General features: G+C 68.9%; 25 protein-coding genes. 7 read left to right on the top strand and 18 right to left on the bottom strand.

Going from position 1 to position 26375, the window contains the following annotated elements:
• Window positions 1–45: 45 nt before the first annotated feature.
• The 3 genes from JWP54_RS09165 to JWP54_RS09155 all read right to left on the bottom strand — a co-directional run bounded on the left by JWP54_RS09165 (window position 46) and on the right by JWP54_RS09155 (window position 1761).
• Window positions 46–846: a membrane protein insertase YidC gene (locus JWP54_RS09165; RefSeq protein ID WP_297370740.1), complete on the bottom strand. Its 801-nt coding sequence runs from the start codon at window positions 844–846 to the stop codon at window positions 46–48.
• Between the two features lie 103 nt (window positions 847–949).
• Window positions 950–1285, bottom strand: a complete 336-nt coding sequence (locus tag JWP54_RS09160) for a DUF6412 domain-containing protein (protein WP_297370737.1) — start codon at window positions 1283–1285, stop codon at window positions 950–952.
• A gap of 86 nt (window positions 1286–1371) precedes the next feature.
• Window positions 1372–1761, bottom strand: a complete 390-nt coding sequence (locus tag JWP54_RS09155; RefSeq protein ID WP_297370734.1) for a DUF6855 family protein — start codon at window positions 1759–1761, stop codon at window positions 1372–1374.
• Between the two features lie 151 nt (window positions 1762–1912).
• Between JWP54_RS09155 and ppk2 the strand changes: the two genes are divergently transcribed.
• The gene (gene ppk2, locus JWP54_RS09150) at window positions 1913–2770 is read left to right on the top strand and encodes a polyphosphate kinase 2 (RefSeq protein WP_297370732.1); all 858 of its coding nucleotides are present in this window, start codon (window positions 1913–1915) and stop codon (window positions 2768–2770) included.
• A gap of 5 nt (window positions 2771–2775) precedes the next feature.
• Here ppk2 and JWP54_RS09145 read toward each other — a convergent pair whose 3' ends face one another.
• Window positions 2776–3381 (bottom strand): TetR/AcrR family transcriptional regulator, encoded by a 606-nt coding sequence (locus JWP54_RS09145; RefSeq protein WP_297370729.1) that lies wholly within the window; start codon window positions 3379–3381, stop codon window positions 2776–2778.
• A 136-nt stretch (window positions 3382–3517) separates the two neighbouring features.
• On the opposite strand from JWP54_RS09145, the gene JWP54_RS09140 reads away from it, so the two are divergent.
• The gene (locus JWP54_RS09140) at window positions 3518–5977 is read left to right on the top strand and encodes a beta-glucosidase (RefSeq protein WP_297370725.1); all 2460 of its coding nucleotides are present in this window, start codon (window positions 3518–3520) and stop codon (window positions 5975–5977) included.
• Window positions 5978–6045: 68 nt separating this feature from the next.
• Here JWP54_RS09140 and JWP54_RS09135 read toward each other — a convergent pair whose 3' ends face one another.
• The 3 genes from JWP54_RS09135 to JWP54_RS17710 form a co-directional block, all read right to left on the bottom strand.
• Window positions 6046–7467, bottom strand: a complete 1422-nt coding sequence (locus JWP54_RS09135) for an NAD(P)/FAD-dependent oxidoreductase (RefSeq protein WP_297370723.1) — start codon at window positions 7465–7467, stop codon at window positions 6046–6048.
• Between the two features lie 72 nt (window positions 7468–7539).
• Window positions 7540–8316, bottom strand: a complete 777-nt coding sequence (locus tag JWP54_RS09130) for an AI-2E family transporter (RefSeq protein WP_297370720.1) — start codon at window positions 8314–8316, stop codon at window positions 7540–7542.
• On the bottom strand, window positions 8229–8645 hold the full coding sequence (locus JWP54_RS17710) for an AI-2E family transporter (protein WP_367274203.1): 417 nt from the start codon (window positions 8643–8645) through the stop codon (window positions 8229–8231). Before JWP54_RS17710 ends, JWP54_RS09130 begins: the two co-directional genes overlap by 88 nt.
• A 331-nt stretch (window positions 8646–8976) precedes the next feature.
• On the opposite strand from JWP54_RS17710, the gene JWP54_RS09120 reads away from it, so the two are divergent.
• The gene (locus JWP54_RS09120; RefSeq protein ID WP_297370714.1) at window positions 8977–9468 is read left to right on the top strand and encodes a glutathione peroxidase; all 492 of its coding nucleotides are present in this window, start codon (window positions 8977–8979) and stop codon (window positions 9466–9468) included.
• On the opposite strand, the gene JWP54_RS09115 is transcribed toward JWP54_RS09120, so the two are convergent.
• Window positions 9465–10313 carry an ABC transporter permease subunit gene (locus JWP54_RS09115; protein WP_297370711.1) on the bottom strand — a complete coding sequence of 283 codons (849 nt, stop codon included), beginning with the start codon at window positions 10311–10313 and terminating at the stop codon, window positions 9465–9467. The genes JWP54_RS09120 and JWP54_RS09115 overlap by 4 nt on opposite strands.
• 109 nt (window positions 10314–10422) lie before the next feature.
• Window positions 10423–11286, bottom strand: coding sequence for an ABC transporter ATP-binding protein (locus JWP54_RS09110; protein ID WP_367274202.1), 864 nt, complete (start codon window positions 11284–11286; stop codon window positions 10423–10425).
• Window positions 11287–11538: 252 nt separating this feature from the next.
• Between JWP54_RS09110 and JWP54_RS09105 the strand changes: the two genes are divergently transcribed.
• Entirely contained in the window at window positions 11539–12018 is a 480-nt protein-coding gene (locus JWP54_RS09105; protein ID WP_367274201.1) for a PLD nuclease N-terminal domain-containing protein, read from the top strand.
• Here JWP54_RS09105 and JWP54_RS09100 read toward each other — a convergent pair.
• The 6 genes from JWP54_RS09100 to JWP54_RS09075 all read right to left on the bottom strand — a co-directional run bounded on the left by JWP54_RS09100 (window position 11948) and on the right by JWP54_RS09075 (window position 21377).
• Entirely contained in the window at window positions 11948–14206 is a 2259-nt protein-coding gene (locus tag JWP54_RS09100; protein WP_297370708.1) for an EAL domain-containing protein, read from the bottom strand. The genes JWP54_RS09105 and JWP54_RS09100 overlap by 71 nt on opposite strands.
• 76 nt (window positions 14207–14282) lie before the next feature.
• Entirely contained in the window at window positions 14283–14918 is a 636-nt protein-coding gene (locus tag JWP54_RS09095; RefSeq protein ID WP_297370705.1) for a bifunctional 4-hydroxy-2-oxoglutarate aldolase/2-dehydro-3-deoxy-phosphogluconate aldolase, read from the bottom strand.
• Between the two features lie 5 nt (window positions 14919–14923).
• The gene (locus JWP54_RS09090) at window positions 14924–15970 is read right to left on the bottom strand and encodes a sugar kinase (RefSeq protein WP_297370702.1); all 1047 of its coding nucleotides are present in this window, start codon (window positions 15968–15970) and stop codon (window positions 14924–14926) included.
• On the bottom strand, window positions 15946–17490 hold the full coding sequence (locus tag JWP54_RS09085) for a UxaA family hydrolase (protein WP_297370699.1): 1545 nt from the start codon (window positions 17488–17490) through the stop codon (window positions 15946–15948). Before JWP54_RS09085 ends, JWP54_RS09090 begins: the two co-directional genes overlap by 25 nt.
• 39 nt (window positions 17491–17529) lie before the next feature.
• Complete coding sequence (gene uxaC, locus JWP54_RS09080; RefSeq protein ID WP_297370696.1) at window positions 17530–18915, bottom strand: glucuronate isomerase; 1386 nt, start codon at window positions 18913–18915, stop codon at window positions 17530–17532.
• Window positions 18916–18962: 47 nt separating this feature from the next.
• Window positions 18963–21377 carry a tagaturonate reductase gene (locus tag JWP54_RS09075; RefSeq protein ID WP_297370692.1) on the bottom strand — a complete coding sequence of 805 codons (2415 nt, stop codon included), beginning with the start codon at window positions 21375–21377 and terminating at the stop codon, window positions 18963–18965.
• Between the two features lie 308 nt (window positions 21378–21685).
• Here JWP54_RS09075 and JWP54_RS09070 point away from each other — a divergent pair, with 308 nt between their 5' ends.
• Window positions 21686–22456 carry an IclR family transcriptional regulator gene (locus JWP54_RS09070; protein ID WP_297370688.1) on the top strand — a complete coding sequence of 257 codons (771 nt, stop codon included), beginning with the start codon at window positions 21686–21688 and terminating at the stop codon, window positions 22454–22456.
• 6 nt (window positions 22457–22462) lie between these two features.
• Here JWP54_RS09070 and soxR read toward each other — a convergent pair whose 3' ends face one another.
• Window positions 22463–22918 (bottom strand): redox-sensitive transcriptional activator SoxR, encoded by a 456-nt coding sequence (gene soxR / locus JWP54_RS09065; RefSeq protein ID WP_297370685.1) that lies wholly within the window; start codon window positions 22916–22918, stop codon window positions 22463–22465.
• A 49-nt stretch (window positions 22919–22967) separates the two neighbouring features.
• Between soxR and JWP54_RS09060 the strand changes: the two genes are divergently transcribed.
• Window positions 22968–23591 carry a superoxide dismutase gene (locus tag JWP54_RS09060; RefSeq protein ID WP_297370682.1) on the top strand — a complete coding sequence of 208 codons (624 nt, stop codon included), beginning with the start codon at window positions 22968–22970 and terminating at the stop codon, window positions 23589–23591.
• Window positions 23592–23736: 145 nt separating this feature from the next.
• On the top strand, window positions 23737–24132 hold the full coding sequence (locus JWP54_RS09055) for a ChaB family protein (RefSeq protein WP_297370679.1): 396 nt from the start codon (window positions 23737–23739) through the stop codon (window positions 24130–24132).
• Between the two features lie 15 nt (window positions 24133–24147).
• Here JWP54_RS09055 and JWP54_RS09050 read toward each other — a convergent pair whose 3' ends face one another.
• Together JWP54_RS09050 and JWP54_RS09045 are read right to left on the bottom strand one after the other, a co-directional pair.
• Complete coding sequence (locus JWP54_RS09050; protein ID WP_297370676.1) at window positions 24148–25533, bottom strand: HNH endonuclease signature motif containing protein; 1386 nt, start codon at window positions 25531–25533, stop codon at window positions 24148–24150.
• Between the two features lie 125 nt (window positions 25534–25658).
• Entirely contained in the window at window positions 25659–26354 is a 696-nt protein-coding gene (locus JWP54_RS09045) for a hypothetical protein (RefSeq protein ID WP_297370672.1), read from the bottom strand.
• Between the last annotated feature and the right edge of the window lie 21 nt (window positions 26355–26375).

Below are 26375 nucleotides of genomic sequence, written 5' to 3'. Positions count from 1 at the left end.
GCAGCAGCCGCTGCAACCAGCGAAAATGGGCCAGTTTTGTGTGGGTCACCGGCGGGGACGCAGCAGGCGCCAGAGCAGGGCGCGCTCGGTGACGCTCCAGAGCGCGCTGACCGTGAGGTAGAGCGCGGCAGCGAGCGGCACGAAGGCCGCGAAGACCACGCTGATCAGCGGCAGCCAGCTGAGCGCGCGGGTCATGGTGAGCTGTGCCGCCGGGGACAGCCCGGCGGCGGCGGGCGACGCGGCCGGTGGTGCGCCGACCGCGGGCGTGGTCGCACCGGCGGCCGCGGCCCCCTGGGCGAGCATCAGCCGCCGGCTGAGCAACTGCGCCACCAGAAGCACCGCCAACAGGAGCAGGCCGACAGCGAGGACGGCCGGCGCCTGGCCGGCACCCCAGCCGGTGAGGATGCTGGCGCCCAGAGGGCTGCCGAGCAGCCCGCCGGCCAGCAGGGCGTTGTCGTGCCCGTTGATGTCCTGCAGCACGAACAGGCCGTAGACGATGGAGAGCACGGGCGCTTGCACGAGCAGGGGCAGGTAGCCGGCCAGCGGCGACGCGTTCTCGGCCGCATAGAGCGCCATCGTCTCGCGTTGCAGCCGGGCGGGGTCGGTGCCGTGTCGGCGGCGCAGCTCGGCGAGGCGGGGAGCCAGCCGCTGGCGCAGCTGCTGGGCACGGGCCTGGGAGACCCCCACCGGGATCAGTACCAGGCGCAGGGTGACGGTGACGACGATGATCGCCAGGGCGGCCGCATCGGCCGCGGCGAGCGGAGTGAGGAACAGGGTGAGGTTGTGCAGAACGCGGTAGGCCGCGTCGAGAACGGCCGCAATGGGGCCGAAGGCATAGATGTCCATGGGAGTCTCCCGGTCGGAAATACGGAAAGTGGGAACCGTGTGGTCGCGACAGGGTTGGCGCGCAGAGCAGGCACCCGATGGGGTGCGGTGCGCAGAAGGCGCCCTAGGCGACCGGGAGGGCGCGGCCCGGGGCGCGCGGTTGAGGCTTGCCCGGAGCATCCGGAACACTCTGGCCGACCTGGGAGGCCAGTTCGGGGTAGGGCCGGGCGACCGGTGTGCCGGCGCCGCTGAGCACCATGACCAGGATCGCCAGCACCTGCTGGGCGGCGCCGGTGACGGCCAGGGCCGAGGCGCACAGGGTGAACAGGGCCGCGAGGGCGAGGAATTCACCGAAGCCGCGGCTGCCCAGCGGCAGGGCGGCGAGGCTGAAGCCCGCGCCCGCTCCGAGGCCAAGGGCGACCCACAGCCGGGCGGTCGGCGACGCGGGCGGCATCGGCATCCGTGCGCGCATCCGTGTCCTTTCCCAGTCACCGTGCCAGTCGTGCCGGCCAGCCTGGTTCGGCCGCCCGCGAGTGGGGTGCGAGCTCAGAGGGCCCGCATCGAGTTGTTGCGTTTTTCGTGCGTCAGCTCGGCGACGCCGAGGTGCTCGAGCAACGGCGGCAGGTACATGCCGAAGCGTCCCCGATACCCCTTGCGCAACCCGTACCAGCCGCCGACGGGGTTATCCGACGACCGCCCCCAGGCTTCGACCGAGCCCTCCGGGGCGGGTTTCTGCTCGTCGGCCGCGCCCAGCGACACCCAGTCGCCCTGCGCGACCAGCCAGGCGTGCAGGTCGTCGATGGCCCTGGCCTGGTACTTCAACGTGGTCGAACCGACCTGGCAGACGAGCTCGTCACCCTCCCGGTACATCGAGTAGGCAGCGGTGCCCGGCGCGGTGGTGAGGCTCCACGGTTCCGCTTTACTTCCCTCGACCATGGGGTCTCCCGTTCACACGCGTCACCGGCCGCGTCCGGGTCGGGTGCACCGTTGATCGCCAGCCTAGGCACTCCGGTGGGCGGGCCGCTATGGGCGCCGGCCGGCCGGCGAGTACGCTGAGCCCACGCACACGACCCGGACGGAGCGCTTCATGGCGAAGAAGTCGGCAGACGCCACCCCCCGCATGAACAAGAAGATCTACGAGGCGGAGCTGAAACGGTTGCAGGCCGACCTCGTCACCATGCAGGAGTGGGTGCGCGAATCCGGCGCCCGGATCGTGGTGATCTTCGAGGGCCGGGACGCCGCGGGCAAGGGCTCGGCGATCAAACGGGTGACCCAGTACCTCAACCCCCGCATCGCCCGGGTGGTCGCCCTGCCGGTGCCCACCGAACGCGAACGCGGCCAGTGGTACTTCCAGCGCTACATCAAGAACCTGCCCACCTCGGGCGAGATCGTGCTGATGGACCGCTCCTGGTACAACCGCGCGGGCGTCGAGAAGGTGATGGGCTACTGCACTCCCGATGAATACCGCCGGTTCCTGCACCAGGCGCCACTGTTCGAGCGGATGCTGGTGGAAGACGGGATCCTGCTGGTCAAGTACTGGTTCTCGGTCTCGGACACCGAACAGGAGGCCCGGTTCCGGTCCCGCCAGGAGGACCCGATGCGCCGGTGGAAGCTCTCCGAGACCGACGTGCTCTCGATCACGAAGTGGGTGGACTACTCGAAGGCGAAAGACGAGATGTTCGTGCACACCGACATCGCCGAGGCCCCCTGGTGGGTGGTGGAGAGCGAGGACAAGCGCGCCGCGCGCCTGAACATGATCAGCCATCTCCTGTCCGTGGTGCCGTACGAGGACATGGAACCGCCGGTCGTGCACATCCCGCACCGGCCGCCGGGGTCGGATTACGAACGGCCGCCCCGGGAACTGAACCGGCCGGTGCCCGACCACGCCGCCCGGCTCGAGGACCAGGCCGGAACGAAGAAGAAGGGCAAGACCGGGAAGGGCTGACCGGGTCAGGACTGGGTGGTTCGTGGCGCGGCGCCGAGCATCAGCTCGAGGGCGGCGTCGAAGACCCCGCTCATGTCGATCGAATTGTCGTGCAACCACTGCAGCTGCAGTCCGTCGCTGAGTGCGGTGGCAGCCCGCGCCAGCACCATCGGATCGATGTCGGCGCGCACCGTGCCATCCAGCTGGCGCTGCCGCACGCTGTCGGCGAGAGACCCCACGATCTGATCGTACCGCTCGCGCACGTACTCGTGCGCCGGATGCTCGGGGGCCTCGGCTTCGGCAACCAGCCGGGAGTACAGCTGCACGAGCCCTGGCACCGTGCCGTTGTGCTCGATGGTGCGGCTCAGTGTGTCCAGGATGTCGTGCTCGGCGCCTTCGAACGCCGCCCGGTCGTGCTCGTCTCGTTCGCTGACGACCTCGGCCATCAGCTCCTCGCGGGAATCGAAGTAGTGCAGCACCCCGGCCTTGGTGAGGTTGACGGCATCCGCAATCTCCTGCAGCGAGGAGTTGCGGTAGCCGTGCTTGGCGACGACGGCCAGGGCCGCGTCGAGGATCTCGCGTCGCTTGGCGGCACCCTTGGCGTACCGTCGTGCCGGGCCGTGGATGCTCATGCCGTCACCCTACCGCCGACCAACCTGACCACAAACCTACCGTTGGTAGGTTCCGCTGGTACGCTACCACCACCGTCGGTACCGCCGGTGGCATCGTGAGCGGGCATCGACGCCCGCTGGAAGAAGGACTCTCACCATGACGTACACCTCAGCGGCGGACACCGCCCGCCTGACCGCGCTTCTCGAGCGGCTCACCCTCGACGAAAAGGTGCAGCTGCTCACCGGCCGGGACTTCTGGACCACCTGGCCGATCGAGAAGATCGGCCTGCGCCGTTTGCTCGTCTCCGACGGCCCCAGCGGCGTGCGCGGCGAGGTCTGGGACGAACGCTCCCCGTCACTGAACCTGCCCTCCGGTACGGCCCTGTCCTCGAGCTGGGACGGCGAGATGGCCGCCCGTTACGGCGCCATGTCGGCCGTCGAGGCCCGTCGCAAGGGCGTGGACGTGGTGCTCGGCCCGACCATCAACCTGCACCGCTCGCCGCTCGGCGGACGCCACTTCGAGGCGTTCAGCGAAGACCCCGTGCTCACCGCCGAGATGGCCGCCGCCTACGTGGCCGGCGTGCAGGACAACGGCGTGGGCGCGACCCCGAAGCACTACATCGCCAACGACTACGAGACCGAACGCTTCACCGCCAGCACCGAAGTGAGCGATCGCGCCCTGCGAGAGCTGTACCTGCTCGCGTTCGAGAAGTCCGTCACCGACTCGCACGCCTGGCTGGTGATGAGCTCGTACAACTCGATCAACGGCGTCACCGCCACCGAGAACGACCTGCTCGAGACCCCGTTGAACTCCGAGTGGGGATTCGACGGCGTAGTGGTCAGCGACTGGACCGGTGTGCGCAGCACCGCCTCCGCCCGCGCCTCGCAGGACCTGGAGATGCCCGGCCCGGACGGGTTCTGGGGCGCGGCCCTGGTCGCCGCCGTGCGGGCCGGCGACGTCGCCGAGAACGACATCGACCGGAAGGTGCTGCGCATCCTGCGCCTGGCCGCCCGGGTGGGCGCCCTGGCCGGCTTCGACGCCGTACAGGCCGCGCCGGTGACCGTCGAGGACGGCATCGCGTTCGCCCGGGAGGCATCCTCGGCCGGCAGCGTGCTGCTGCGGAACGTCGATCAGGCACTCCCGCTTGCGGCGGAGAGCCTCCGCAGCGTGGCCGTGATCGGCCACAACGCCCTGCACGCCCGAACCCAGGGTGGCGGCAGCGCCACCGTGCTGCCGGAGAAGATCGTGACACCGCTGGACGGCATCCGCTCGGCCCTCCCGCACGCCGAGGTGAGCTACTCGGTGGGCGCCGTCGTGCAGAACGGCATCGCCGAGCTTCCGTTGGACTCGATCGTCAACCCGGCCACCGGCACCGCCGGCATGCTGGTGCGTTTCCTCGACGCGGATGGCGCGGAGCTGTTCCGCGAAGACCGGCTGGCCACCGCGCTCATCTACTTCGGCGGCAACGCCCCCATCCAGACCGCGCACACCATCGAACTGTCGATGACGTGGACCCCGACCGATTCGGCCACCGTGCCGTTCGGCTTCGCCGCCGTGGGGCGTGGCCGCATCTTTGTGGACGGCGCCGTGGCCCACGAGGGCGAGGGCCTCTCGGTGGGCGGCACGCTGGGCGCCAACATGATGGCCCCGCCGTCAGTGGTCACCGCCGTGGCGGCGGTCGCCGGCCGGCCGGTCGCGTTGAAGGTCGAGTTCGACCTGTCGACCCGCGACATGGACCTGCCCGGGGTGTTCGGTATCAACGTCGGCGTCGAGACCGACGATTCCGGCCCCGCGGCGCTCCTCGCCGCCGCCGTCGATGCTGCCCGCGCCGCCGATGTGGCCATCGTCGTGGTGGGCACCAACGCGCAGGTGGAGTCGGAGGGCTTCGACCGCAGCGATCTGGATCTGCCCGGCCGCCAGGACGAGCTCGTGCGCGCTGTGGTCGACGCGAACCCGCGCACCATCGTGGTCGTCAACTCGGGTTCCCCGGTGCTGCTCCCCTGGCGCGACGAGGTGCAGGCGATCCTGCTCAGCTACTTCGGCGGTCAGGAATACGGCAACGCCCTTGCCGACATGCTCTTCGGCCAGGCCGAGCCCGGCGGCCGCCTGCCCACCACCTGGCCGAAGGAGCTGACCGATGTGCCGGTGCTCGACGTCACCCCGGAGGACGGGATCCTGCGCTACGACGAAGGCATCCACATCGGCTACCGGGCCTGGCTCAAGGCCGGCACCGAGCCGGCCTTCGAGTTCGGCTTCGGCCTGGGCTACACCGAGTGGGAGCTCGCCGACCTGACGGTGGCGCCCACCGTGTCCGCGGACACCGACGGCTGGCTGAGCCTCTCCGTGACCAACACCGGCGAGCGGGCCGGCAAGCAGGTGGTGCAGGTGTACCTGAGCCGCGCCGACAGTGCGATCGACCGACCGGTGCGCTGGCTGGCCGGCTTCGCCGCGGTCTCGCTGGAGGCCGGCGCATCCGCCCTACTCGAACTGGCCCTGCCCGCCCGCGCCTTCGCGAATTGGGACGAGGGATGGCAGTACGAGGCCGGCGCCTTCGCGGTGCACGTGGGCACCTCGGTCACGGACACCCCCCTCACCGGAACCGTCGACCTGGTCTAAGCCCTCGCGAGAGCGGCCGTGTGGTTACTTCAGCGCGCTGAGGTGACCACATCCCCGCTCTCGCGAGATCACTCGGGGAGGGCCGCGGCGGCGGAGGTGGCGGCGGGGGCCGCCTCGGCCAGGAGGGCCCGGGCGGCCAGGCCGATGATGGCACTGTAGGTGGGGTAGGCGAAGCGCACGTGCGCGAGGGTGGCCACATCCACGCCGGCGGCGATCGCCGTGGTGACCGATTGCACCACCTCGATCGCGTTCTCCCCCACCGCGTGCGCGCCGAGGATGAGGTCCCGGCGGCGGTCGGAGATGAGCATCAGGAAGCCGCGTTCGCGGTCGTCGATCACGGCCCGGTCCAGGCTCGAGTACGGCACCGTCGCGACCACGCAGAGCGGGTCGCGGGCGCGGGCCTCAGCTTCGGTGAGCCCGACCCCGGCGTAGTCCGGGTCGGTGAACCCGCCGGCCGGCAGCAGGTGGTGCGGGGTGCGCCGGTTGGTGCCGAGCACGGCGTTCTCGGCCGCGGCCTCCCCCTCGAACTGCGCCGCTTGCACGAGCATGTCACGACCGTTCGCGTCGCCGACGGCGAAGATGTGCGACACCTCGCTGCGGAAGTACTGGTCGACGGGGATCGCGGAGCGCACCGTGGCCACGCCGGCCGTCGCCAGGCCGAGGTCGTCGACATCCGCCGGCCACCCGGTGGCCATGATCACGGCGTCGAAGCTGTCGGCGACGGCTTCTCCGGCCATCCGCCAGGTGAGGGTGAGCGAGCCGTCCGGTTGCCGCTCGAGGGACTCGACGGTGTCGATGCCGGTGTCCACCCGGGTGCCCTGCTCGCGGAACGCCTTGGTCACCGCCGCGGAGATCGCGGCGTCCGAGGCCATCAGGATGCGCGGGGCCACGTCGAGCAGCGTCACCCGGGAGCCGAACGAGCTGAAGATGGTGACCAGCTGGGCGCCGGTGTTGCCGCCGCCGATGACCGCGAGGCGTTCGGGCAGGGCGGGCAGGGTGAGCACGTGTTCGGGCACCGTCGCGAGGTCGGCGCCGGGGATCGGCAACCGGCGTGAGTGCCCGCCGACGCAGACCAGGATGTTGTCCGCGCTGATCCGGCGGCCGGAGTCGAGCACCACGGTGTGCGCGTCGACGAACCGGGCCCGGCCCTCGAGGACCAGGTCGATACCGGCCGCACTGAACCGCTCGGCCTCCCGTTTGATCGCCCGCACCCGGTCCACGGACCCGGTGACCCTGGCTGCGGTGGTACGCCAGTCGAACCGTTGGATGACGGCCTCGATGCCGTAGGTCTCCGCGGTGCGCACCTCCCGCATCAGCCGGGCCGCCTTGGCGAGCGCCCGGGTGGGCACGCAGCCGGTGTTCACACAGGTGCCGCCGGTGCGGTCGGATTCGACCACCACCACCCCGGCGCCGAGCTCGGCAGCCCGCAGGGCCGCCGCCGTGCCGGCGGGGCCGGCTCCGATCACGAGCACGTCGTAGTGTGAGCGCATGCGAACCTCCAGACAACAGAATGGAGCACCGATCCTGTCAGTGCGGCCTGGGAGAAGACCCTGACCAGCAGGCTAGGCAGCCCCCGCCGCACCCTTGGCGGTCTTGCCCCGGCCGGCCTTGGCCGTCCGGCCGGCCTTGCGCAGGGCGCGCTGGCGGGCATCCTCGGTTTTCATCAGCGTGCGGGTCTCATTCAGATCGCCGAGCAGGGGGCGCCACCAGGCGGCCGCGGGGTCGGCGTCCACCAGGATCGTGCGGATCAACAGGGTGAGCGGGATCGCCAGGATGGCGCCGATGGCGCCGAGCACGATGGCCCAGAACAGCACGGATGCGAAGGTGAGCGACTGGCTGAGCGCGACGGCGTTGCCCACCACCCGGGGCTGCACGATGGACTGCACGACGGCATTCACGATCGCGTAGATCACGATCACGGGCAGCGCGAGCGCCCAGCCGCCGACGAGGAACCCGAACACCGTCGGCGGAATGATGGCGAGGAAGTAGCCCACGTTGGGGATGAAGCTGCGGAGGAACGACGACAGCCCCCACAGAAAGGCGCCGGGCACCCCGAGCAGCACCAACGCGATCGCGTTCAGCGCCCCTTGGGCGATTCCCAGGAGAGTCGTGGCCACCAGGTAGCGGCGCACGCTGGACGCGAAGTTCGTCAGGGCCTCGACCAGCGTCGGCCGGGAGGGTCGCAGCTGACGCAGCAGGTTGGGCAGGTAGCCGGCGTCGGCGGCCATGAGGATGAGCATGGTGAGCACGATCACGAGGGCCACGGTGATGTTCGTGATGCTGCCGAAAAGTTCGGACGCGAACGAGAGTAGGTTACTCGGGTCGAAGCTCGCCTCCACCGCCTGCACCTGCGCGGTACCGAAACCGAGGCTCGCGAGCCAGGCGGACGCGTTCGCGCCGATGTCGCTGATCTGCTCGCGAATTGCGGCAGCAGAGCGGCGAACTGGCCGAGCGCGAGCCCCAGGACGAACACGAAGGCCGCCAACACCACGAACACCGTGATGACCACCGATCCGGTCGCGAGGCCGCGCGGGACCCCGTGGCGTTCCATGCCGCGCCGCACCGGGTGCGCGCAGATGGTGAGCACCAGCGCCAGGAGGATCGGCGCCGCGATGCCGGCGATCGCGGCCAGGCCGAACACCACCACGGTGGCTCCGCCCAGCCCCATGAGAATCGACGCGCTGCGGTGGGTTACCACCGGCGCAGCCGGTATGGCCGGGCGCGCCGCCCGCCGGGCGTTCTCGGCGCCTGATCGGGTCCTGGCTCGCCGCTACATGGGCTTCCCTTCGCTTGCGGTCAGCGTCAGGCACAGTGTCCTCCAGCGCATCCCGCCCCGGCGTCACCCGTTTCGGGTGAGCCGGGTGGCGTCCGAGCCGGATAGCCGCCGGATGCTGAACCTGGCCATCTGCACGGCCGCGGCAACTGTACGGTCAGCGAACTCTCAGCCGCCCGTAACCGGGGGTTCGTTCCCCGCCCACCCGGATCCCTAAGCTCGAGGGATGAGCCTTCGCGACATTCCGCTGACCACCGCCTCCGGAGACACCGTCACCCTCGCCGACTACGCCGACCAGGTCGTGCTCGTGGTGAACGTGGCCTCGAAGTGCGGATTGACCGTGCAGTACGAGGCGCTCGAGGAGCTGCAGAGGACCTACGGCCCGCGCGGTTTCACCGTGCTCGGGTTTCCCTGCAACCAGTTCAAGGGCCAGGAGCCCGGCAGCATGGAGGCCATCCTGGAGTTCTGCTCCACCACCTACGGGGTGACCTTCCCGCTGTTCGACAAGGTCGAGGTGAACGGCGCCGACCGGCACCCGCTCTACGCCGAACTGACCCGGGTGGCGGATGCCGACGGCACAGCGGGTGATGTCGGCTGGAACTTCGAGAAGTTCCTGGTCACCCCGGCGGGCACGGTGCACCGGTTCCGGCCGGCGACGGTGCCGGGTGCTCCGGAGATTCTCAGCGCCATCGAGGCCGGGCTGCCCGTTGCGGCCTAGACCCCCACGTCGCGCTGCCGAAGCGTGAGCGCCGCCAGGACCCCGAGTACCAGCGCGGCCAGGTAGAACAGCGCCAGCGTCCAGGCATCCGCGCCGTGAATCAGAGGGTGGTGGCCGTAGGCCGCGTAGTAGGGCGACAAGGCGTGCAGCCAGGCCAGATCGGTGCTCTGGTTACCGACGGCGTTGAAGACATATCCGCCCACCGCCACGGCGGTCCCGCCGCCGATGCCCCAGATGCGGCGCCCGGTGAGGGCCCCGCAGAGTAGCGCGGTGCTGCCGCAGACCAGCGCGTGCCCGGCGAAGAGCAGGCAGGTCGAGGCGAGGTTCGCTGCGTCGATGTCGAGCTCGGCGGGGCCGTTCCAAAACAGCACCATCCGGAACGCGACCGCCGCCAGCGCCAGGATCTTGACCGCCAGCGCGGCGAAGCGCTGCACCGCCACCTCCATCCGGGTCACCGCGTGCGCGAGGGTCAGCTCCAGCTGGCCGGATTCCTCGTCGCCGCCAATGGCCGCCGCACCCCAGCTGATCGCCGCGATGCTGATGAGCAGGAAACCCATCAGGCCGAAGAAGGTGGACTGGGCGTAGCCGGCGCCGGTGCTGATGTTCTCGTAGTTGATGGTGCGGGTCAGCGCTGGCGGCAGGCTGTCGATGAGGTCCTGCATCTGCGAGTTGCCGCTCATGCTCGGAAAGATCGGCAGGTAGAGGCTGAGCGCGGCGATGAAGCCGAGCGACCATCCCACCAGGGAACGCCAACTGTCGGTGAGCGACTTGGTGAACACCGGCAGCGGGCTGCGCCGCTCCAGCGGAGCCGGCACAACGGCCGGACGGGCCGAGGTGGCCGTCATCGCCGGGCCGCCGGTGCTGCTGATGCCGCGGGGGATGATGCTGGAGCGGAGTACAGCCGCAGCACCGACTCCTCCAGGTCGGGCTCCTCCACCACCAGGTCGGTGAGGTTCAGGGGGGCGATCGCCTGGACGAACGGCGCGATCGCACCGCTGAACACGGCGGTGGCCTCTGTGCCGGTCGCCGCGACCGGCAGTCCAGCTCCGCCATCCCGGTGAGCGGCGCCAGCCGGCTACGCAGTTCGGCCACGCCCACACCGGTGGCGCTCATCCGCAGGTGCCGGATCGCGGAGCCCCGCAGCGCTTCGACCCCGGCCACCGTGATGATGCGGCCGTCCCGCAGGATCGCGACCTCGTCGGCGGCCTGTTGGATTTCGCTGATCATGTGGGAAGAGAGGAAGACGGTTTGACCGGCGTCGCGCGCCTCGCTCACCAGGCTCAGGAACTCCTGCTGCATCAGCGGGTCGAGTCCGCTGGTCGGCTCGTCGAGCACGAGCAGGTCCGGCTGGTGCATGAACGCCTGCACGATGCCGAGCTTCTGCTTGTTGCCCTTGGAGAGGGTGCGCACGGTGCGGTCGGGGTCGAGCCCGAACCGGTCGGCCAGGTCGTCGACGCGGCCCTGGACGACGGGTCCGGAGATGTTGGCGTAGTGCCCCAGCAGCCGGCGGCCGGTGGTGCGGCCCTCCAGGATGAGTTCCCCGGGCAGGTAGCCGATGCGGCGGCGCAGTTCGGGACCGGCGTTACGGGAATCGGTGCCGAGCAGTGTCGCCCGGCCGGAGCTGAGCCGGATGAGATCCAGGAGTGCCCGCATGATAGTGGTCTTGCCCGCCCCGTTCGGCCCGATCACCCCGAACACGCTGCCGCGGGCGATGCTGAAACTCACGCCGTCCAGGGCCACTGTCGTGCCGAACCTCTTGACCAGGTGGACCGCTTCAATTGCGGCTTTAGCGGCGGGCAGCGACGAACGCAGGGTCATCACAGTGCCGAGCTTAGGCAGCCGCGGTGGCCCTCACAAGGCTCCTGCACCCCTGTGCAGAAGTGCTCAGTCGCCCTGGTAGACCCGGTGCGCTGAGCGTGCTGTTGCGCCCAGCCTAGCGGCCCCGCCCCTCGCATGCGGGCGGCTCGGGAGGATGCGATGTGCAGGTTGTTTTCAGCTTTTCTCACCCGATCCGGGTGATTCAAAACGGCGCAGGGTGATTAGCGTGGTGGTCGAGAGAAAGGCGCCGCCATGAGCTTCTGGTCGAGTTTTTGGGATTTCATCGGGTTCTTCTTCTGGACCTTCGTGTTCGTGTCCTATTTGTTCGCGCTGTTCGCAGTGATCGGCGACATCTTCCGGGACCGGGAGATGAACGGCTGGGTGAAGGCGGTGTGGCTGATCTTCCTGGTCTTCGTGCCCATACTGACCGTCCTGGTCTACGTCATCGCCCGCGGACGCAGCATGGCGGAGCGCCAGGTGAGCGCCGGGATGGCGCAGAAGCGCTCCACCGACGAGTACATCCGGTCGGTCGTCGGCGTCAATCCGGCGCAAGACATCGCCCAGGCCAAGCAACTCCTGGACTCTGGAGCGATCTCGCAGGGCGAATACTCGGTACTGAAGGACCGTGCTCTGGGCAACACCCAGGCCGGTCCGACACCGTCTAGCGCTCAGCGAGGCGACGGGCGTTCAGCCACAGGTCGAGTTCAGCGGCCGGGATGGGCTGCGACATGAAGAAGCCCTGGGCGTGGTCGCAGCCGTATCGGGCGAGTTCGTCGTAGGCGGCGCCGGTCTCCACGCCCTCGGCCACCATGCGCAGGCCCAGGCTGTGGGCCAGGTCGATGGTGGCGGCGACCAGCGCCGCCGCCTTGGCGTCGTTATTCATGGGCAGCACAAAGGATCGGTCCAGTTTGAGTTCGTCGATAGGCAGTTCGCGCAGGTAGGACAGCGAGCTGTACCCGGTGCCGAAGTCGTCGACGGCGACCTGGATACCCGCCTCCCTCAGCCGGGTGAGCACCGAGCGGGCACGTTCCCGGTCGCTCATCAGGAAGTCCTCGGTGATTTCGAGCATCAGCGCCGATGCCGCCAGCCCACGCTCCGTCGCCATCCCGATGATCTGCTGGGGAAGGTCGATGTTGACCAGGGAACTCGCCGACATATTCACGGCGATGGTGAGGTCGTGCCCGCTGGCGTGCCACTCGGCGGCCTGGTCGAGGGCCTTGGTCAGAACGATCCGGGTCAGGGAATGCATGAGCCCGGACTCTTCGACGAGGTCGAGGAAGTCTTCGGGCAGCAGCAGTCCCCGCTCGGGGTGCTGCCAGCGCACCAGCGCCTCGACTCCGGTCACCGCCCCGGTGAGCAGGCTGACCTTGGGCTGGTAGTAGACCCGGAGCTGGTCCTGGCCGAGAGCCAGGCGCAACTCCTGCAGGGTGCGCAGCCGCGCATCACCGTGGCTGTCGTCCTCTGACCGATAGATGTGCGCCCCCACGTGCGTGGCTTTGGCCTTGTACATCGCCATGTCTGCGCGGCGCAGCAGGTCGCTGAGATCGTGGCCCTGCTCGGGGAAGAGCGCGATGCCGATGCTGGCGCGGGTCTGGACGGAGAGGCCCTCCAGCACAAATGGCGTCTCGAGGGCGTCGCTCAGGCCCAGCGCCACCGCCATGGCCTCCGCCTCGCCGGCCCCGCCGAGAAGGACGGCGAATTCGTCGCCGCCCAGTCGGGCGAGCATGGCATTCCGCGGCAGCGCGGCGCTCAGCCGACCACTGACCTGCACGAGCAGCTGGTCGCCCACGTCGTGGCCCAGGCTGTCGTTGACCTCCTTGAACCTGTCCAGGTCGAGCAGCAGCAGGGCGCACTGCCGTTGCCGGGCGGCGACCCGGCTGACCGTGAGCAGCGCCGGCGCATCGGCATACAGCGCCCGTCGGTTGGGCAGCCCGGTGAGGTCATCGGTGCGGGCCTGCCGGCGCAGCAGACGGTGCCGGAACACGAGCGGAATGGCCGCGAGGGACACCGTGAGGCCGGCCAGGACCACGGCAGCGACGGGCTGGACGATCTGGGTGCCGACCACCAGCACGCCCAACCCGGCTGCCACGGCCACGGCGGGGACGAAGAGTGCCGGGGTTTTGGTGTCGGCGAGGACCCTGCCGGAGCGCGGCCGCCCGATGGCGTGCACCCAGACGGCCATCAGCGCCAGGCCGAACGCCCACGCAGCGTCCATGGGCAGGCCGGCGAAGTAGCTGCCGCTGACCTCGAGAAGCGCGAAGACGACGTCGGCCGCCGCGAAGAACAGGAGGCCCCCGACCAGATAGATCCAGCGCGGACCCATGGTGAGCCCGGGCGAGGACGCGATGCCGGCGATCGCGGCCACGAGCAGCAGGTCGAAGATCGGGTACGCCACCGCGACGCCGGTGGCCAGGGCCTCCGACTCGTCGATCGCCGAAGAGAGCACCGGGCCGAGGAGGGCGGCGAGGATCGCCGCGGAGCCGAGCGCTCCGACCGCGCTGTCCAACAGCACCGACCAGGCAAGCCCGCGCATCTGGCTTCGGATCAGGGCGACCAGGGCGGCGAGCATCAGCGGATAGAAGAGCAGATATCCGATGTCGGCCGGCGAGGGGAACGGCGCCTGGCCGGCCGCATCCATGGAGAACACATAGTAGGTATCGGCGGCGGAGTTGAACGTGACGGCGAGCGTGGCGAAGAGCACGTCGGGGCGGCGGAAGCCCGTGCGCACGGTGGCCATCCAAAACACCGCGGCGGGGACCCACTGGGTCAGCTCCCCCAGCACCACGTCGACGAAGGCGTTCGGGCCCTCTCCGTGCAGCAGGAGCCCCACGGTGTACACCGCCACCAGGGCAAACATGGCCCAGATCAGCCAGCGGTCGGCGCGCAGACGGGAACGGGTGTCACGCAGTGGTGCTCGCACGTGACTCTCCCCCAGGTCTCGGCCCCAGCCTAGCAACAGGGACCGAGAACCGCAGTCGCGCCGCCGCGGTTCGCGGTTAGCGGGCGCCGGCGATGAGTGCCCGCACGAGGTCGAGCTGGGCATCGTCGGCGAACGCGCCGGAAAGTCCGACGACGCTGGTGCCGGCGGCCAGGAACTCCGGTGCGTTCAGGGCGGTGACGCCGCCGGTGGCGATGAAGTTCGTCTCCGGGTACGGGCCCTTCTGTGCCTTGACCCAGGCGGCCCCGAGCAGGGCTGCCGGGAAGGCCTTGACCCAGGTGAGGCCCAGGGCGCGGGCCTGCAAGATCTCGGTGGCGGTGGCGATGCCCGGCAGGTGCGGAATGCCGCGGCGGACGCTCTCGGCGACAATCGCCGGGTCGAGGCCGGGCGAGACCGTGAACGCGACGCCCACGTTGGTCGCGGCGTCGAGCTGCTCCAGGGTGGTGACCGTTCCGGCGCCGACGACGAGCCCGCGCTCGGCGGCGGCGTCGGCCACGGCCTGCAGCACGGGAACGGCGTCGATGGTCTGGATCGGGATTTCAACGTGCTCCACGCCGGCGTCCCAGGCGCGCGCCGACAGGCGCACGGCCTCTGCGGCGGAGAGGCCGCGGAAGACCGCGATCACGGGAACCGTGAAGAAGTCGCCGGGGAACCACTGGGTGGGAGTGATGGCGGTGCTGGTCGATGCGAACATGCGGGTTATCTCCTCGGTTCGAGTGCGGGGTCGGAGCTCAGGGCGACGCTGGCCAGATCCACGCTGTGGGGTTCGTCGGCGTGCAGGCGTCTGCCGAGACCAGGCCGGAAGTCCTCCCGGCTGCCCAGCGCCCAGGCCGCGCGGGAATGGCCGCGGGCGAGGCACTCCGCGGAGCCCTCCCCGCTGATCAAGCTGGACAGGTAGCCGGCGGCGAACGCGTCACCGGCGCCGACGGGTTCGACCACGTCGACCTTGCGAGCCGGCACCACCGTGACGGTCTCGGTTCCATCGGCGGCCAGCGCGAACTCGGTGGCGTCGATCGACGAGTCCTTCACCACCAGGTAGGGCAGGTCGGGTAGCAGGGCGCGCACGTCGGCAGCGGTGACAGAGCCCCACAGCACGGCGGCTTCGTCGAGTCCGACGAGCACGACGGTGGCCTTGCGGGCCAGGGCGAGCAGCCGCGGTGCGGCCTCCTCGACGCTCCAGATGCCCGGCCGGAAGTTGATGTCGAACGAGACCGTGGCGCCCCACCCCGCCGCGCTGTCGAGGACGTGCTCCACCAGGGCGGAGCAGGTCCCCGACAACGCGGGAGTGATACCGGTGGTGTGGATCCACCGGGCTCCGGCCAAGGGCCAGTCGACGGCATCCGCGATCTTCAGCGTGGATGCCGCCGAGCCTGTGCGGTAGTAGAACACGTGTGCTCCACTGCCGGTGTCGGGCTCCTTGAGGTAGAGCCCGGTCGGTGCGTGGGCCGTGCGGCCGGCCCACCGGGTGTCGACGCCGGCACCACGCAGGGCGTCGATGATCTTGGTGCCGATGGGGTCGGTGCCGACCTTGCTGACCCAGGCCACGCGGTGGCCGAGCTCGGCCAGGTGCATGGCCACGTTCGACTCCGCACCGCCGGTACCGAGGGTGAAGCCCGTGGCGGTGTTCAGCGGAGCGGTGCTGGTGGGCGTGAACATGCCCATCGTCTCGCCGAAGCACACCACGGTGGGCTGCACGGCGTCGTTCTCCTGGGGAGAGGCCATCACGTCACGGCTCCGATGTGCCACGGCACGAACTCTTCCTGGCCCACGTCGAACTCTTCGCTGACGGTCTGGGTGCCGCTGGCGACGGCGATGATCATCTCGAGGATCTCGGCGCCGACCTCGTCGACGGTGGCATTGCCGTCCGCGATGCGGCCGGCGTCGATGTCGATGTCGCCGCCCTGGCGCACGAACAGTTCGGTGTTGGTGCCGACCTTGATGCTCGGGGTGGGCTTGCAGCCGAAGACCGAGCCACGACCGGTGGTGAAGACCACCACGGTGGCGCCGCCGGCGACGAGGCCGGTGACCGACACCGGGTCGTAGCCGGGGGTGTCCATGAAGCCCAGACCCCGAGTGTCGATCGGTTCGGCGTACTCGTAGACGGCGGCGAGGTCGGCGTGGCCGGCCTTGGCCACGGCGCCCAGCGACTTCTCCAGGATGGTGCTGATGCCGCCCTCCTTGTTGCCCGGGGACGGGTTGTTGTCCATGGTGCCGCCGTTGGCGGAGATGTAGGTCTCCCACCAGTCGATCCGGTCGATCAACTTGTGGCCGACCGCGGGGGTGGTGGCCCGGGCGGTGAGCAGGTGCTCCGCACCGTAGATCTCCGGGGTCTCGGCGAGGACGGACGTGCCGCCGTGCGCGACGAGGACATCGGACGCCCAGCCCAGGGCGGGGTTGGCGGTGATGCCGGAATAGCCGTCGGAGCCGCCGCAGTTCAGGCCCAGCACCAGCTCGGAGATGTCGATGGGTTCGCGGTGGCGGGTGTTGATCTGCTCAGCCAGGGCGAGGATCTTCGCAACGCCCGCGGCGACGGTGTTGCGCATGCCGCCGGTCTCCTGGATCGACAGGGACTCCACGACGGTGTCGGCGGGCAGGGTGCCCTCGCCCAGCACCAGGCTGGTGGGGGTCATCTCGCAGCCGAGGCTGAGCATCAGCACGCCGGCGATGTTGGGGTGCCTGGCGTAGCCGTTCAGGGTGCGCAGCAGCACCTGGGCGCCGTCGCTCCCCAGCACCAGGCCGCAGCCGCTCTGGTGGGTGAGGGCGATGACGCCGTCGACGTTCTCGAACTCGTCGAGCGCGCCGTGCCGGAACTTGTCGGCGATGAGCTTCGCGGTGGTGCCGGAGCAGTTCACCGTGGTGAGGATCGCGATGTAGTTGCGGGTTCCGGCGCGGCCGTCGGCCCGGCGGAACCCCTGGAAGGTGCGCCGTTCGGTCGGGGCCCGCAGTTCCGTGTGCACGGTGCCGAATTCATGGGTGCGGGCGGCGAGGTCCATGCCGATGTTGTGGCTGTGCACCTGTTCGCCCCGACGAATCGGCGCCGTGACGACGCCGATGGACTGGCCGTACTTGTGCACGGTGGCGCCGACGCTCAAGTCAGTGAGGGCGACCTTGTGACCGCTCGGCACCAGCGTGGTGACGGTCAGGACACCCTCGCCGACCGGGAGGGACTCCCCCGGCAGCAGGTCCCGGAGGGCGACGGCGACGTCGTCGCCCTCCGCCATGACCAGTACGGAGGTGCCGGTGGCGATGCTTTCGATGTGTGACATGAGAATCGATTCCTTTGGTGGGTACCGGGCGCGGCCGGGTTAGAGACCGAAGTAGTTGTCGGCGTTGTTGAAGCAGATGTCTTCGACCATCTGGCCGAGGATCGCCTCGTCGTCGGGCACCTCACCGAGCTCGACCCATTCGCCGATCAGTTCGCAGAGGATGCGGCGGAAGTACTCGTGCCGCGGGTAGGAGAGGAAGCTGCGCGAGTCGGTGAGCATGCCCACGAAATTGGACAGCAGGCTCTCGTCGGCGAAGGTCTGCAACTGCAGCCGCATGCCGCTGCGGGTGTCGTTGTGCCACCAGGCGCTGCCCAGCTGCATCTTCTGCACGGTGTCCTTCTGGTACGAGCCCATCAGGGTCACCAGCGGCATGTAGTCATTCGCGTTCAGCGAGTAGAGCATGGTGCGCGGGATGGAGTTCTCGGACTCCATCGAGTCGAACAGCGCGGCGAGCGGCTCGGCCACCGGGCGGTCGTTCAGGCCGTCGTAGCCGGTGTCCGGGCCGAGCTTGCCGAGCATCACCGTGTTGGTATTGCGCAGGGCATGCAGGTGCAGCTGCATGGTCCAGTTCTTGACCGTGTACATCCGCATCAGCGCCTGAAGGATCGCGGTGCGGTACTGCGCGTTTTCCAGGGAGCTCAACGCGCCGCCGCCGATGGCGGTGGTGACGATGGCGTCGAGTTCGGTCTCGGTGGCCTCGGCGTAGACGACGGTGTCGAGGGCGTGGTCGGAGAGGCGCCCGCCCATCGCATGGAAGAAGTCCACCCGGGCGGACAGGGCTGACACGATGTCGGCGAATGCGCCGATCCTCACGCCGGCCGCCGCGCCGAGGGTGACCAGGTAGTCGGCGAAACCGGCCGCGGAGATGTTCATGGCCTTGTCCGGGCGGAAGGCCGGGACGACGGTGAACGACTTCTCGCTCTGCAGGAGCTCGTGGAAATGCAGGTCGTCGGCCGGGTCATCCGTGGTGCAGATGGCGGTGACGTTGCTGGAGCGGATCAGGCTGCGGCGGGAGAACTCCGGCGTGGCCAGCAGGGCGTTGGCCCGGTCGTAGACCTCGCGGGCGGTGTCGCGGCTGAGCACCAGGTCGATGTCGAAGAAGCGCCTCAGCTCCAGGTGGGTCCAGACATAGAGCGGGTTGCCGAGGGCCTTCTCGACGGTGCCGGCCCAGGCGTAGAACTTGTCGAAGTCGTCGCCGTCGCCGGTGATGAGCTTCTCCGGAACTCCGTTGGCGCGCATCAGGCGCCACTTGTAGTGGTCGCCCTTCAGCCACACCTCGGTGATGCTGCTGAAGTTGTCGTCTTCGTAGATCTCCTGGGGGTTCAGATGACAGTGGAAATCGATGATGGGCATGTTCTTGGCGTGGTGGTGAAACAGCTTCTTCGCCATGGCGGTGCCGAGCAGGAAATCATCGTTCAGGAGCATGTTCTTACCTTGTGTCGTTGCAGTGGGGGCGGTGAGGGTGGGAGCACTCATGCGGGCACCGCCACGTCCGCGAGGGTGGCCCGAACGCCCTGGGTGCGGAGGCTGGTCACGCCGGCCGAGACCAGGTCGACGAGGCCGTCGATGGCGGTGAGGTCACTGCCCCACAGCGTGGTGTCGGCCAGGATTGTGGCGACGTAGGCAGCCGTGTCATCGGCGGCAGCGGCGTACGCGGCGTGGAAGGCCGCGATGGTCTCGGCGCTGTCGACCGGGGTGACGGTCGCTGCCGGGTCGCCGCTGTAGGTGAGCAGCAGGGCGGACAGCGCCAGGGTGACGCGGCGCGGCAAGGTGCCGTTCTTCGCGTGGAAGCCGAGCAGCACGGGCAGCAGGCGGCTCGTGAACTTGGAGGCGGTGTTCAGCGCGATCGCGGCGAGTTCGTGGTGCATGAACGGGTTCTCAAAACGTTCCTTGACCGACTCGGCGTATGCGGCGAGTTCGTCGTGCGGCAGGTCGAGCACCGGCATGATCTCCTCGTACATGACGGCTTCGACGAGCGGGCCGAAGTCGGCGTCGAGCATCACGTCGCGCACCGTCTCGACGCCGGCGAGGCGGGCCAGGGTGGCCATGGTGGTGTGCGGGGCGTTGAGCAGGAACACTTTGCGTTCGCGGTACGGGGTCATGTCGTCGGTCACGGTGACGTTGAGGCCGGCCTTGGCCAGCGGCAGGGTCTCGGTCAGCTCAGACGGGCCTTCGATGACCCAGAGCAGGAACGGTTCGGCCGTGACGATGAGGCGATCCTCGAAACCGAAACCGGCGCACAGTTCTTCGGCGCGGTCCTTCGGGTAGCCGGGCACGATCCGGTCGACGAGGCTGGAGTAGAACGTGTTGTCGGTGTCGACCCAGGCCACGAACGCGTCGCTGAGTTGCCAGTTCGCGGCGGTGGCGAGCACCGTTTCCTTGAGCTTGGCGCCGTTGTGCTCGATGAGTTCGCACGGGATGAGCGTGAATCCCTTCTTGCCGAGTTCGAAGCGGCGCTGGAGCAGCGCGGTGAGCTTGCCGGGGAAGCTGGCGTGCGGGGTGTCGCCGAGTTTGTCGTCGGCGTTGTAGACGATGCCGGACTCGGTGGTGTTGGAAAAGATGAACTCGATGTCGTCGTCGTCGGCCAGGTCGAGGTAGGCCTGGTAGTCGGTGTACGGGTTGACCGTGCCGGTGACCACGGTGATGACCTCGTGGCTCTGGACTTCTGCGCCGTCCTGCTTGCCCTCCAGCAGCACCGTGAAGAGGTTGTCCTGCTCCTCGAGCATGGCGACCAGGCCGCCCGCGAGGGGCTGCACGATCTTGACGCCGCCGTCGAACAGGCCTTGCTTGTTCAACTGCTGCAGCTGCCAATCGACGAATCCGCGCAGGAAGTTGCCCTCACCGAACTGGATGGCTCTGGTGGGCAGTTCCGGCTTCGGGTAGATGGTGCTGGTAAGTCTTTCCATGACTTTCGCTTCCTCAATTGTGTGGTCGTGCTGCGCGGTGCGGGTGTTCGGAGTGCTCAGGAGGAGCGGGGTGAGCGTGACGGTGACGCGCATCCGGTGGCTGGCGGCTGGGGCGAGCACCATGGCCTGGTCCCGGACGTTGCACGCCTCGACGCACACGGTCTCGGTCCACTCGTCGTCGCCGTAGTCGCCCATGGCCGCCGCCTTGACGATGCCCGGGTTCCACACCACGGTTTGAGCGGCGTCCGTGTGGCCGACCTGGATGCTGCGACCGTTCTGGGTGTCGTCGATGGTGACGACGCGGGGCATCGGGTAGATCCTGTCGATCTCGGCGCCGATGATGGCCACCGGCAGCGCCGAGCTCGCTGTGGCCGGCGGGGTGAGAGTGCGGTCGAGGTAGGGCAGGTCGGCCAGGCCGCGGATGTGAGCCGTGCGGGCGTCTCCCACGGCGAAGTAGGTGTGGAACGCGGCTTCGACCGTCACTGCGGCATCACCGTCGTTCAGCACGGTCAGCGCCAGCGCCAGGGCGGCACCGATGGAGACCGTGTACTGCAGGGCGACCGGCTGTGCGGTGCCGGCTGGGTCGCTGTGCGTGCCGGCCAGCTCGAAGGTGAGATGGGCGTCGCCTCCGACGAGGGTGGCGGCGGTGAGCGTCCACGGTGAGATGCGGGCCCAGCCGTGGTTGGGGGCGCTGGCGTCGGTGGGGTTGGGGCCGAACCAGGGGAAGCAGATGGGGATGCCGCCGCGGAGAGCGGCGGTGGGTGAGAAGGCGCTGTTCTCGCTCATCCACAGCACCGGCTTCTGGCCGGCCGGGATCCACTGGGCGACGTGCGCTCCATGCAGGTAGACGAGAGCCGTGGCACTCTCGATGGCCACCTCGAGCGCGGGCAGACCGCCCTGAGCGGTGACCAGCCGGATGCCGGCCGGCAGGACCAGACCGCCCGAAAGGGCCGATGTGGCTTCGTTCGCAGTTCCCTGCATTACTTCCTCCTCGTTGAGAATCAGCGGAGTTCGCTTTCCGCTGTTCCGCCTGACAGAATGGTAGTCCGTCACATGAACTCACCATATCCGCGCGCGAAGAGCTTTGGCAACTCCCGGTGGCCAAATATTCGACCGGGGCCTCATGCGAGGGCGTCACCCAGACGAATGCTGCTTTGTCAAGAGTCCGACGTCGGGGAGTACCCCGATCGAGGTCGTTCGCGCTGCCTCTATTCCACATTCATGGTTAACTGTCCATACGACAGAACTTCAAGCAGGTGGGATTCATGGCGCACACGGCAGTTAATGAGATGGCGAGCAGAACGCGGGACGCTTCGGCCAAGGACAACGCGGCCCAGAAGCTCCTCCGAGTACTCGAGGCAGTGTCGAACACCGGTCATGCCCACCGGCTCAGCGACCTCGTCAAGGAGACCGGGCTCGCCAAGACCAGCGTGTTCAGACTGCTGTCCGAGCTGATCGACAGCGGCTACGTCAGCCGCCGCGACGACGGCACCTACGCTCCCGGTCGCGCCCTGCGCCTCCTCGCGCTCAAGCTCACGGCCGCGCACACGGATACCGACCTGGTCGGCGAGCGGCTGCGACGACTGCAGACCGACGTGCACAGCACCATCCACTTCGCCCTGCGCACCGGTGACACCGCCACCTACGTGGAAAAGATCGAAGACACCGCGCAGCCAATCCAGATCGCGTCCCGGGTCGGCGGGCAGATCCCCCTGCACTCCACCGCGATCGGCAAAGCGGTCCTCGCCCACCTGAGCGAAAGCGAGGTGCGCGCCTACGCTGCCCGCACCGGGCTGCCTACCCGCACCGAATACACCATCACCGACGTAGGCAGCCTGTTGACCGATGGCGCCCTGGTGCGCAACCGCGGGTTCTCGATCGATGACCAGGAGAACGAGGAGCACATTCGCTGCATGGCAGTTCCCGTGTTCGACATGCAACAGAACCTCATCGGCGGGATCGGGATCACGACCATCGCTCCGCTGGTGCCGAGGGAGAAGCTCGAGTCGTACGCCCCGCTGCTGATGACGGCAGCGCGCGACGTGATGACGCTGCTCTGAGGGACCCTAGGGCTCCAACACCCGTCGGGGACCCGAACCGTCGCTGCGCAGGCGGTCGTCGGAGTTGACTACGGCGCACCGGGTCTGCGAGAGGCAGCCGCAGCCGATGCAGCCCGTGAGCTCGGCCTGCATCCGTTCGAGCACCGCCTGCTGGCGGGCGAGGTGCTCGCCCCAGGTGGCGGAGATGGCGCTCCACTCGGCGCGAGTGGGTGGACGGCTGTCGGGCAGGTCCTTGAGCAACTCGGCGACCTCGGCCAGGGAGATGCCATAGCGCACCGACACCTGGATGAGCGCGATTCGGCGCAGCACATGTCGTGGAAAAAGACGAACATTACCGTTCGAGCGCACGGCGGGGATCAGGCCCAGCGTCTCGTAGTACCGCACGGTGGAGACCGGCACGCCTGCTCGGGCCGCCACCTGCCCGATCGGCAGGAGATCATTGCTGGACAAGTGCTCTGACACGGGGCCTTCTCCTTGATCTCAAGTGCACTTGAGACGATATCGTAAGCAAATGACCGCATACACGCTGCCCCCGCTGACCTATGACTACTCCGCCCTCGAGCCCGCTATCAGCGGGCGCATTATGGAGCTCCACCACAGCAAGCACCACCAGGCCTACGTGACCGGCGCCAACACCGCGCTCGAGCAGCTCGCTGAGGCTCGCGAATCCGGCAACCTCACGTTCGTCAACAAGCTGCAGAAGGACCTGTCCTTCAACCTCGGCGGCCACGTCAACCACTCCATCTTCTGGACCAACATGTCCCCGAACGGTGGCGACAAGCCCACCGGCGAGCTCGCTGCCGCCATCGACGACACCTTCGGTTCGTTCGAGAAGTTCCAGGCTCACTTCACCGCGGTCGCCATGGGCGTTCAGGGCTCCGGCTGGTCCATCCTCGCCTGGGACACCCTGGGCCAGCAGCCCATCATCGTGCAGCTCTACGACCAGCAGGGCAACCTCCCCGCCGGGATTGTTCCGCTGCTGATGCTCGACGTCTGGGAGCACGCGTACTACCTCGACTACCAGAACGTGCGCGCCGACTACGTGAAGGCCTTCTGGACCGTCACTGACTGGGCGAACGTCTCGGCTCGCTTCGAGAAGGCGCGCGACACGACCTCCGGTCTCATCACGCTCTAAGACTGACCGAAGAAGGGTGCCCGGCCACAGGTCGGGCGCCTTTTTTTTGGGCGCGCACCTGCCGGCCACGCCGTTGCGGGCGGCGGCGCTCCTGCCTACCGTGGGATGTATTCCACCGCTGAACCGACGAGGGAAGGACCACACCATGCCCGCCGCACAGGAAATGCCCGCCACGATCGCCCGATCTCCCCAGCACGCTCAGGCGATCTGGACGGAGGCGCACGATTCCGCCGTCGAGTCCTACGGCGAGGGTGAGCGCGCGCACCGCACCGCCTTCGCCGCGCTGAAGCACTCCTACGAGAAGGTCGGCGATCACTGGGAGGAAAAGGCGGAGCGGGGGCCGTCCGACGCCAAGGCGGCCGGCGGGGTCGACAGCCCGGAGCCCACCGAGGAGGGCGTGGACGCCAACGCCTCCATGGCCCACCTCTATGAGATTGCCGGCCGCCTCAAGATCACCGGTCGCTCGTCGATGACCAAGGCCCAACTGGTGGAGGCGATCAAGAAGGAGAACGCCAGACTGACCCGGGCTGCAACGAGGTAGCAGTCACAGTCGCGCTCAGAAGGGCGGCGGTTCGTCGGCTAGCTGAGCAGGGGGCGCTGGGAGTGGACCGGTCGGTGGCGCCGGTAGTGCGCCGTCGGTGCCGGGTTTGCTGGGGTATTTCTTGCCGCCGGGGCTGGTCCAGGTGAGGACCCCGCCATGGCCTTGGCTGGTGCTGAAGGCGGATTGGTGTTTCAGCCGGTGGCAGCCCTTGCAGAGGCAGACGAGGTTGTCGACGTGGGTGGGCCCGCCGGTACTCCACGGCTGGGTGTGGTCGATCTCGCTGAGCGTGGCCCGCCGGTTGCAGCCGATGCCCTGGCAGGTTTCGTCGCGGATCTGCACGTACCGGCGCATGTCCGCCGGCGGCGCGTACTGCTCTCGGCCGACGCTGAGCCTGCACCCGGTCTCCGGATGGGTCAGGATCCGGGTCCAGCTGGTCGCGGTGCCCGCGATCCGGCGGGCGGTCTCCGGGTCGATCGGCCCGTAGCCTTCCAGGATGGCGGGTTCGTCGCTGCGGCCCAGCAGTGTGAGCGCGGGAACGGTGATGTGCACGGTACCGCGGATGCCCTGGCCGAGCCCGCCCGGCCCGATACCGTGCAGGAGCAGGTCCCGGTAGGCGTCCGCGCGGCGCTGGTCCGTGGTGCGGAGCACCGGGACGGAGGTGTCGGCGTCATCGAGGTCCGCGGCGATCTGGCTGAGCCGCGCATACGCGGCCTGGGCCTCGTCCGCCTTCAGGTAGGCGTTCAACCACGCCATCCCGTCCGCGTCGGGCCGGAACATCACCCGCCGTGTGGCGAACCCGGCGTCGACGCGTTCCTGCAACGGCACCGGGTGCATGCGCTCCCGCACCTTGAGGGCGACCTTGACGAACTGGGTGGAGGTGCGCTGCTCCGCCGCCGACAGCACTGCCGCTTCGAACCGGGGCAGCACTTCTTCGGGCAGGTTCACGGTGAGCTCGAGCATCTTCAGCGCGTGCCCCCAGGTGATCCGGCCGTCGGTGAGGGCTTCGTGGAAGGCGGGCAGCTGGTCGGTGAGTCGGGTGGCGTCGAAGATCATGCAGCCGGCGGTGTTGGCGCGCAACCGCAACGCCGCGCCGGCCTCGGCGGCCATGGTGCGCCGGGCCAGTTCCTCGTCGTCCCAGGCCGGGCCATGCGCCTGCGTGTCCGGATCGTCCCGGCCGGACTCGACCGGATCTCCGCACAGGCCCGCGATCATGCCCGGCTCGTGACCCAATCGGTCCAACGCCGAGAGCAAGCGGGTGCGTTCGGCGTAGCAGCCGGCCAGCGCCTTCTCGTTCTCGATCAGCGGATCGATGATCGCGCTGATTGCCGCCGCGACCGGATCAACCGCGGGATCGTCGGCGCCGTTCGGGGTGTCTTCGGGTGTGGCATTCGAGGGGGCCATAGGAACAGTGAACCACTCACCACCGACATCCCCGAGCCCAGTCAATCACTGGTGGACAAGGTCAAAAACTCCTACCTGTGGAGGAGCGGCGGTTCACCACAGATGGTGCCGAGGCGGCGTCGGTGCTAATCGGTGTGAGTGCCGCCGTCTCGCACCGACCAGGCCGTGACCGACACGTCGCCGCCCGCGATGATGTCGAGCGTCGCCGGCCAGGAGCCGCGTTCCAGTCCGGGATACAGAGCCCCGTAGAGGGTATAGGCGACCAGCTCGCCGTCGGTCGGCATGGCGTTCCAGGCGATGCGGGTCACCGCGTAACCGCCTGCCGGAACGGTGACCGCGGGCCGACGCGAAGCCAGCAGCGCTGGAATCCAGCCCCAGAGCAGACCCCAGTACCCGCTCTGCAGCATCACCGAGCCGGCCGGATCGAGGATGAACGCGGCCCGGGCCGGCGGGAACTCCGTGACGATCGCGCTGAGGGCGAAGGGGGCGCTGGCGAGCACCGCAGTCGCCACAGCGGCGAACCAGAGCGCGAAGAACAGGGTGATGCGCGGTCCGGACGAGCCACGGCCGACCAGGTCGGCCAGCAGCAGGTGCACGAGGAACACAGCCACGGTCGAGACGACGGCGACCAGGGCGACCCACGGCCCGGGCAGGTTCCACACGCCCGCCGGCATCCCCTCCGCCACGGCGTGGGCCAGGATCTGGCGAGGGAGCCGATCGCGCCAGGTGAGGTAGCCGAAGGTGGCGGAGCAGACCAGCCACAGGACGGCCGTGACCACGCTCGGACCCCAACCCAGCCGCGCCCGCCCCTCCGATGACATGACTCGAGCCTAGGGGAGCGG

Origin of the sequence: Cryobacterium sp. (assembly GCF_025463825.1) — a bacterium.
Classification (GTDB): domain Bacteria; phylum Actinomycetota; class Actinomycetes; order Actinomycetales; family Microbacteriaceae; genus Cryobacterium.
The sequence above is the reverse complement of the archived record's forward strand: the minus strand, read 5'-3'. Positions and strand labels throughout refer to the sequence as shown.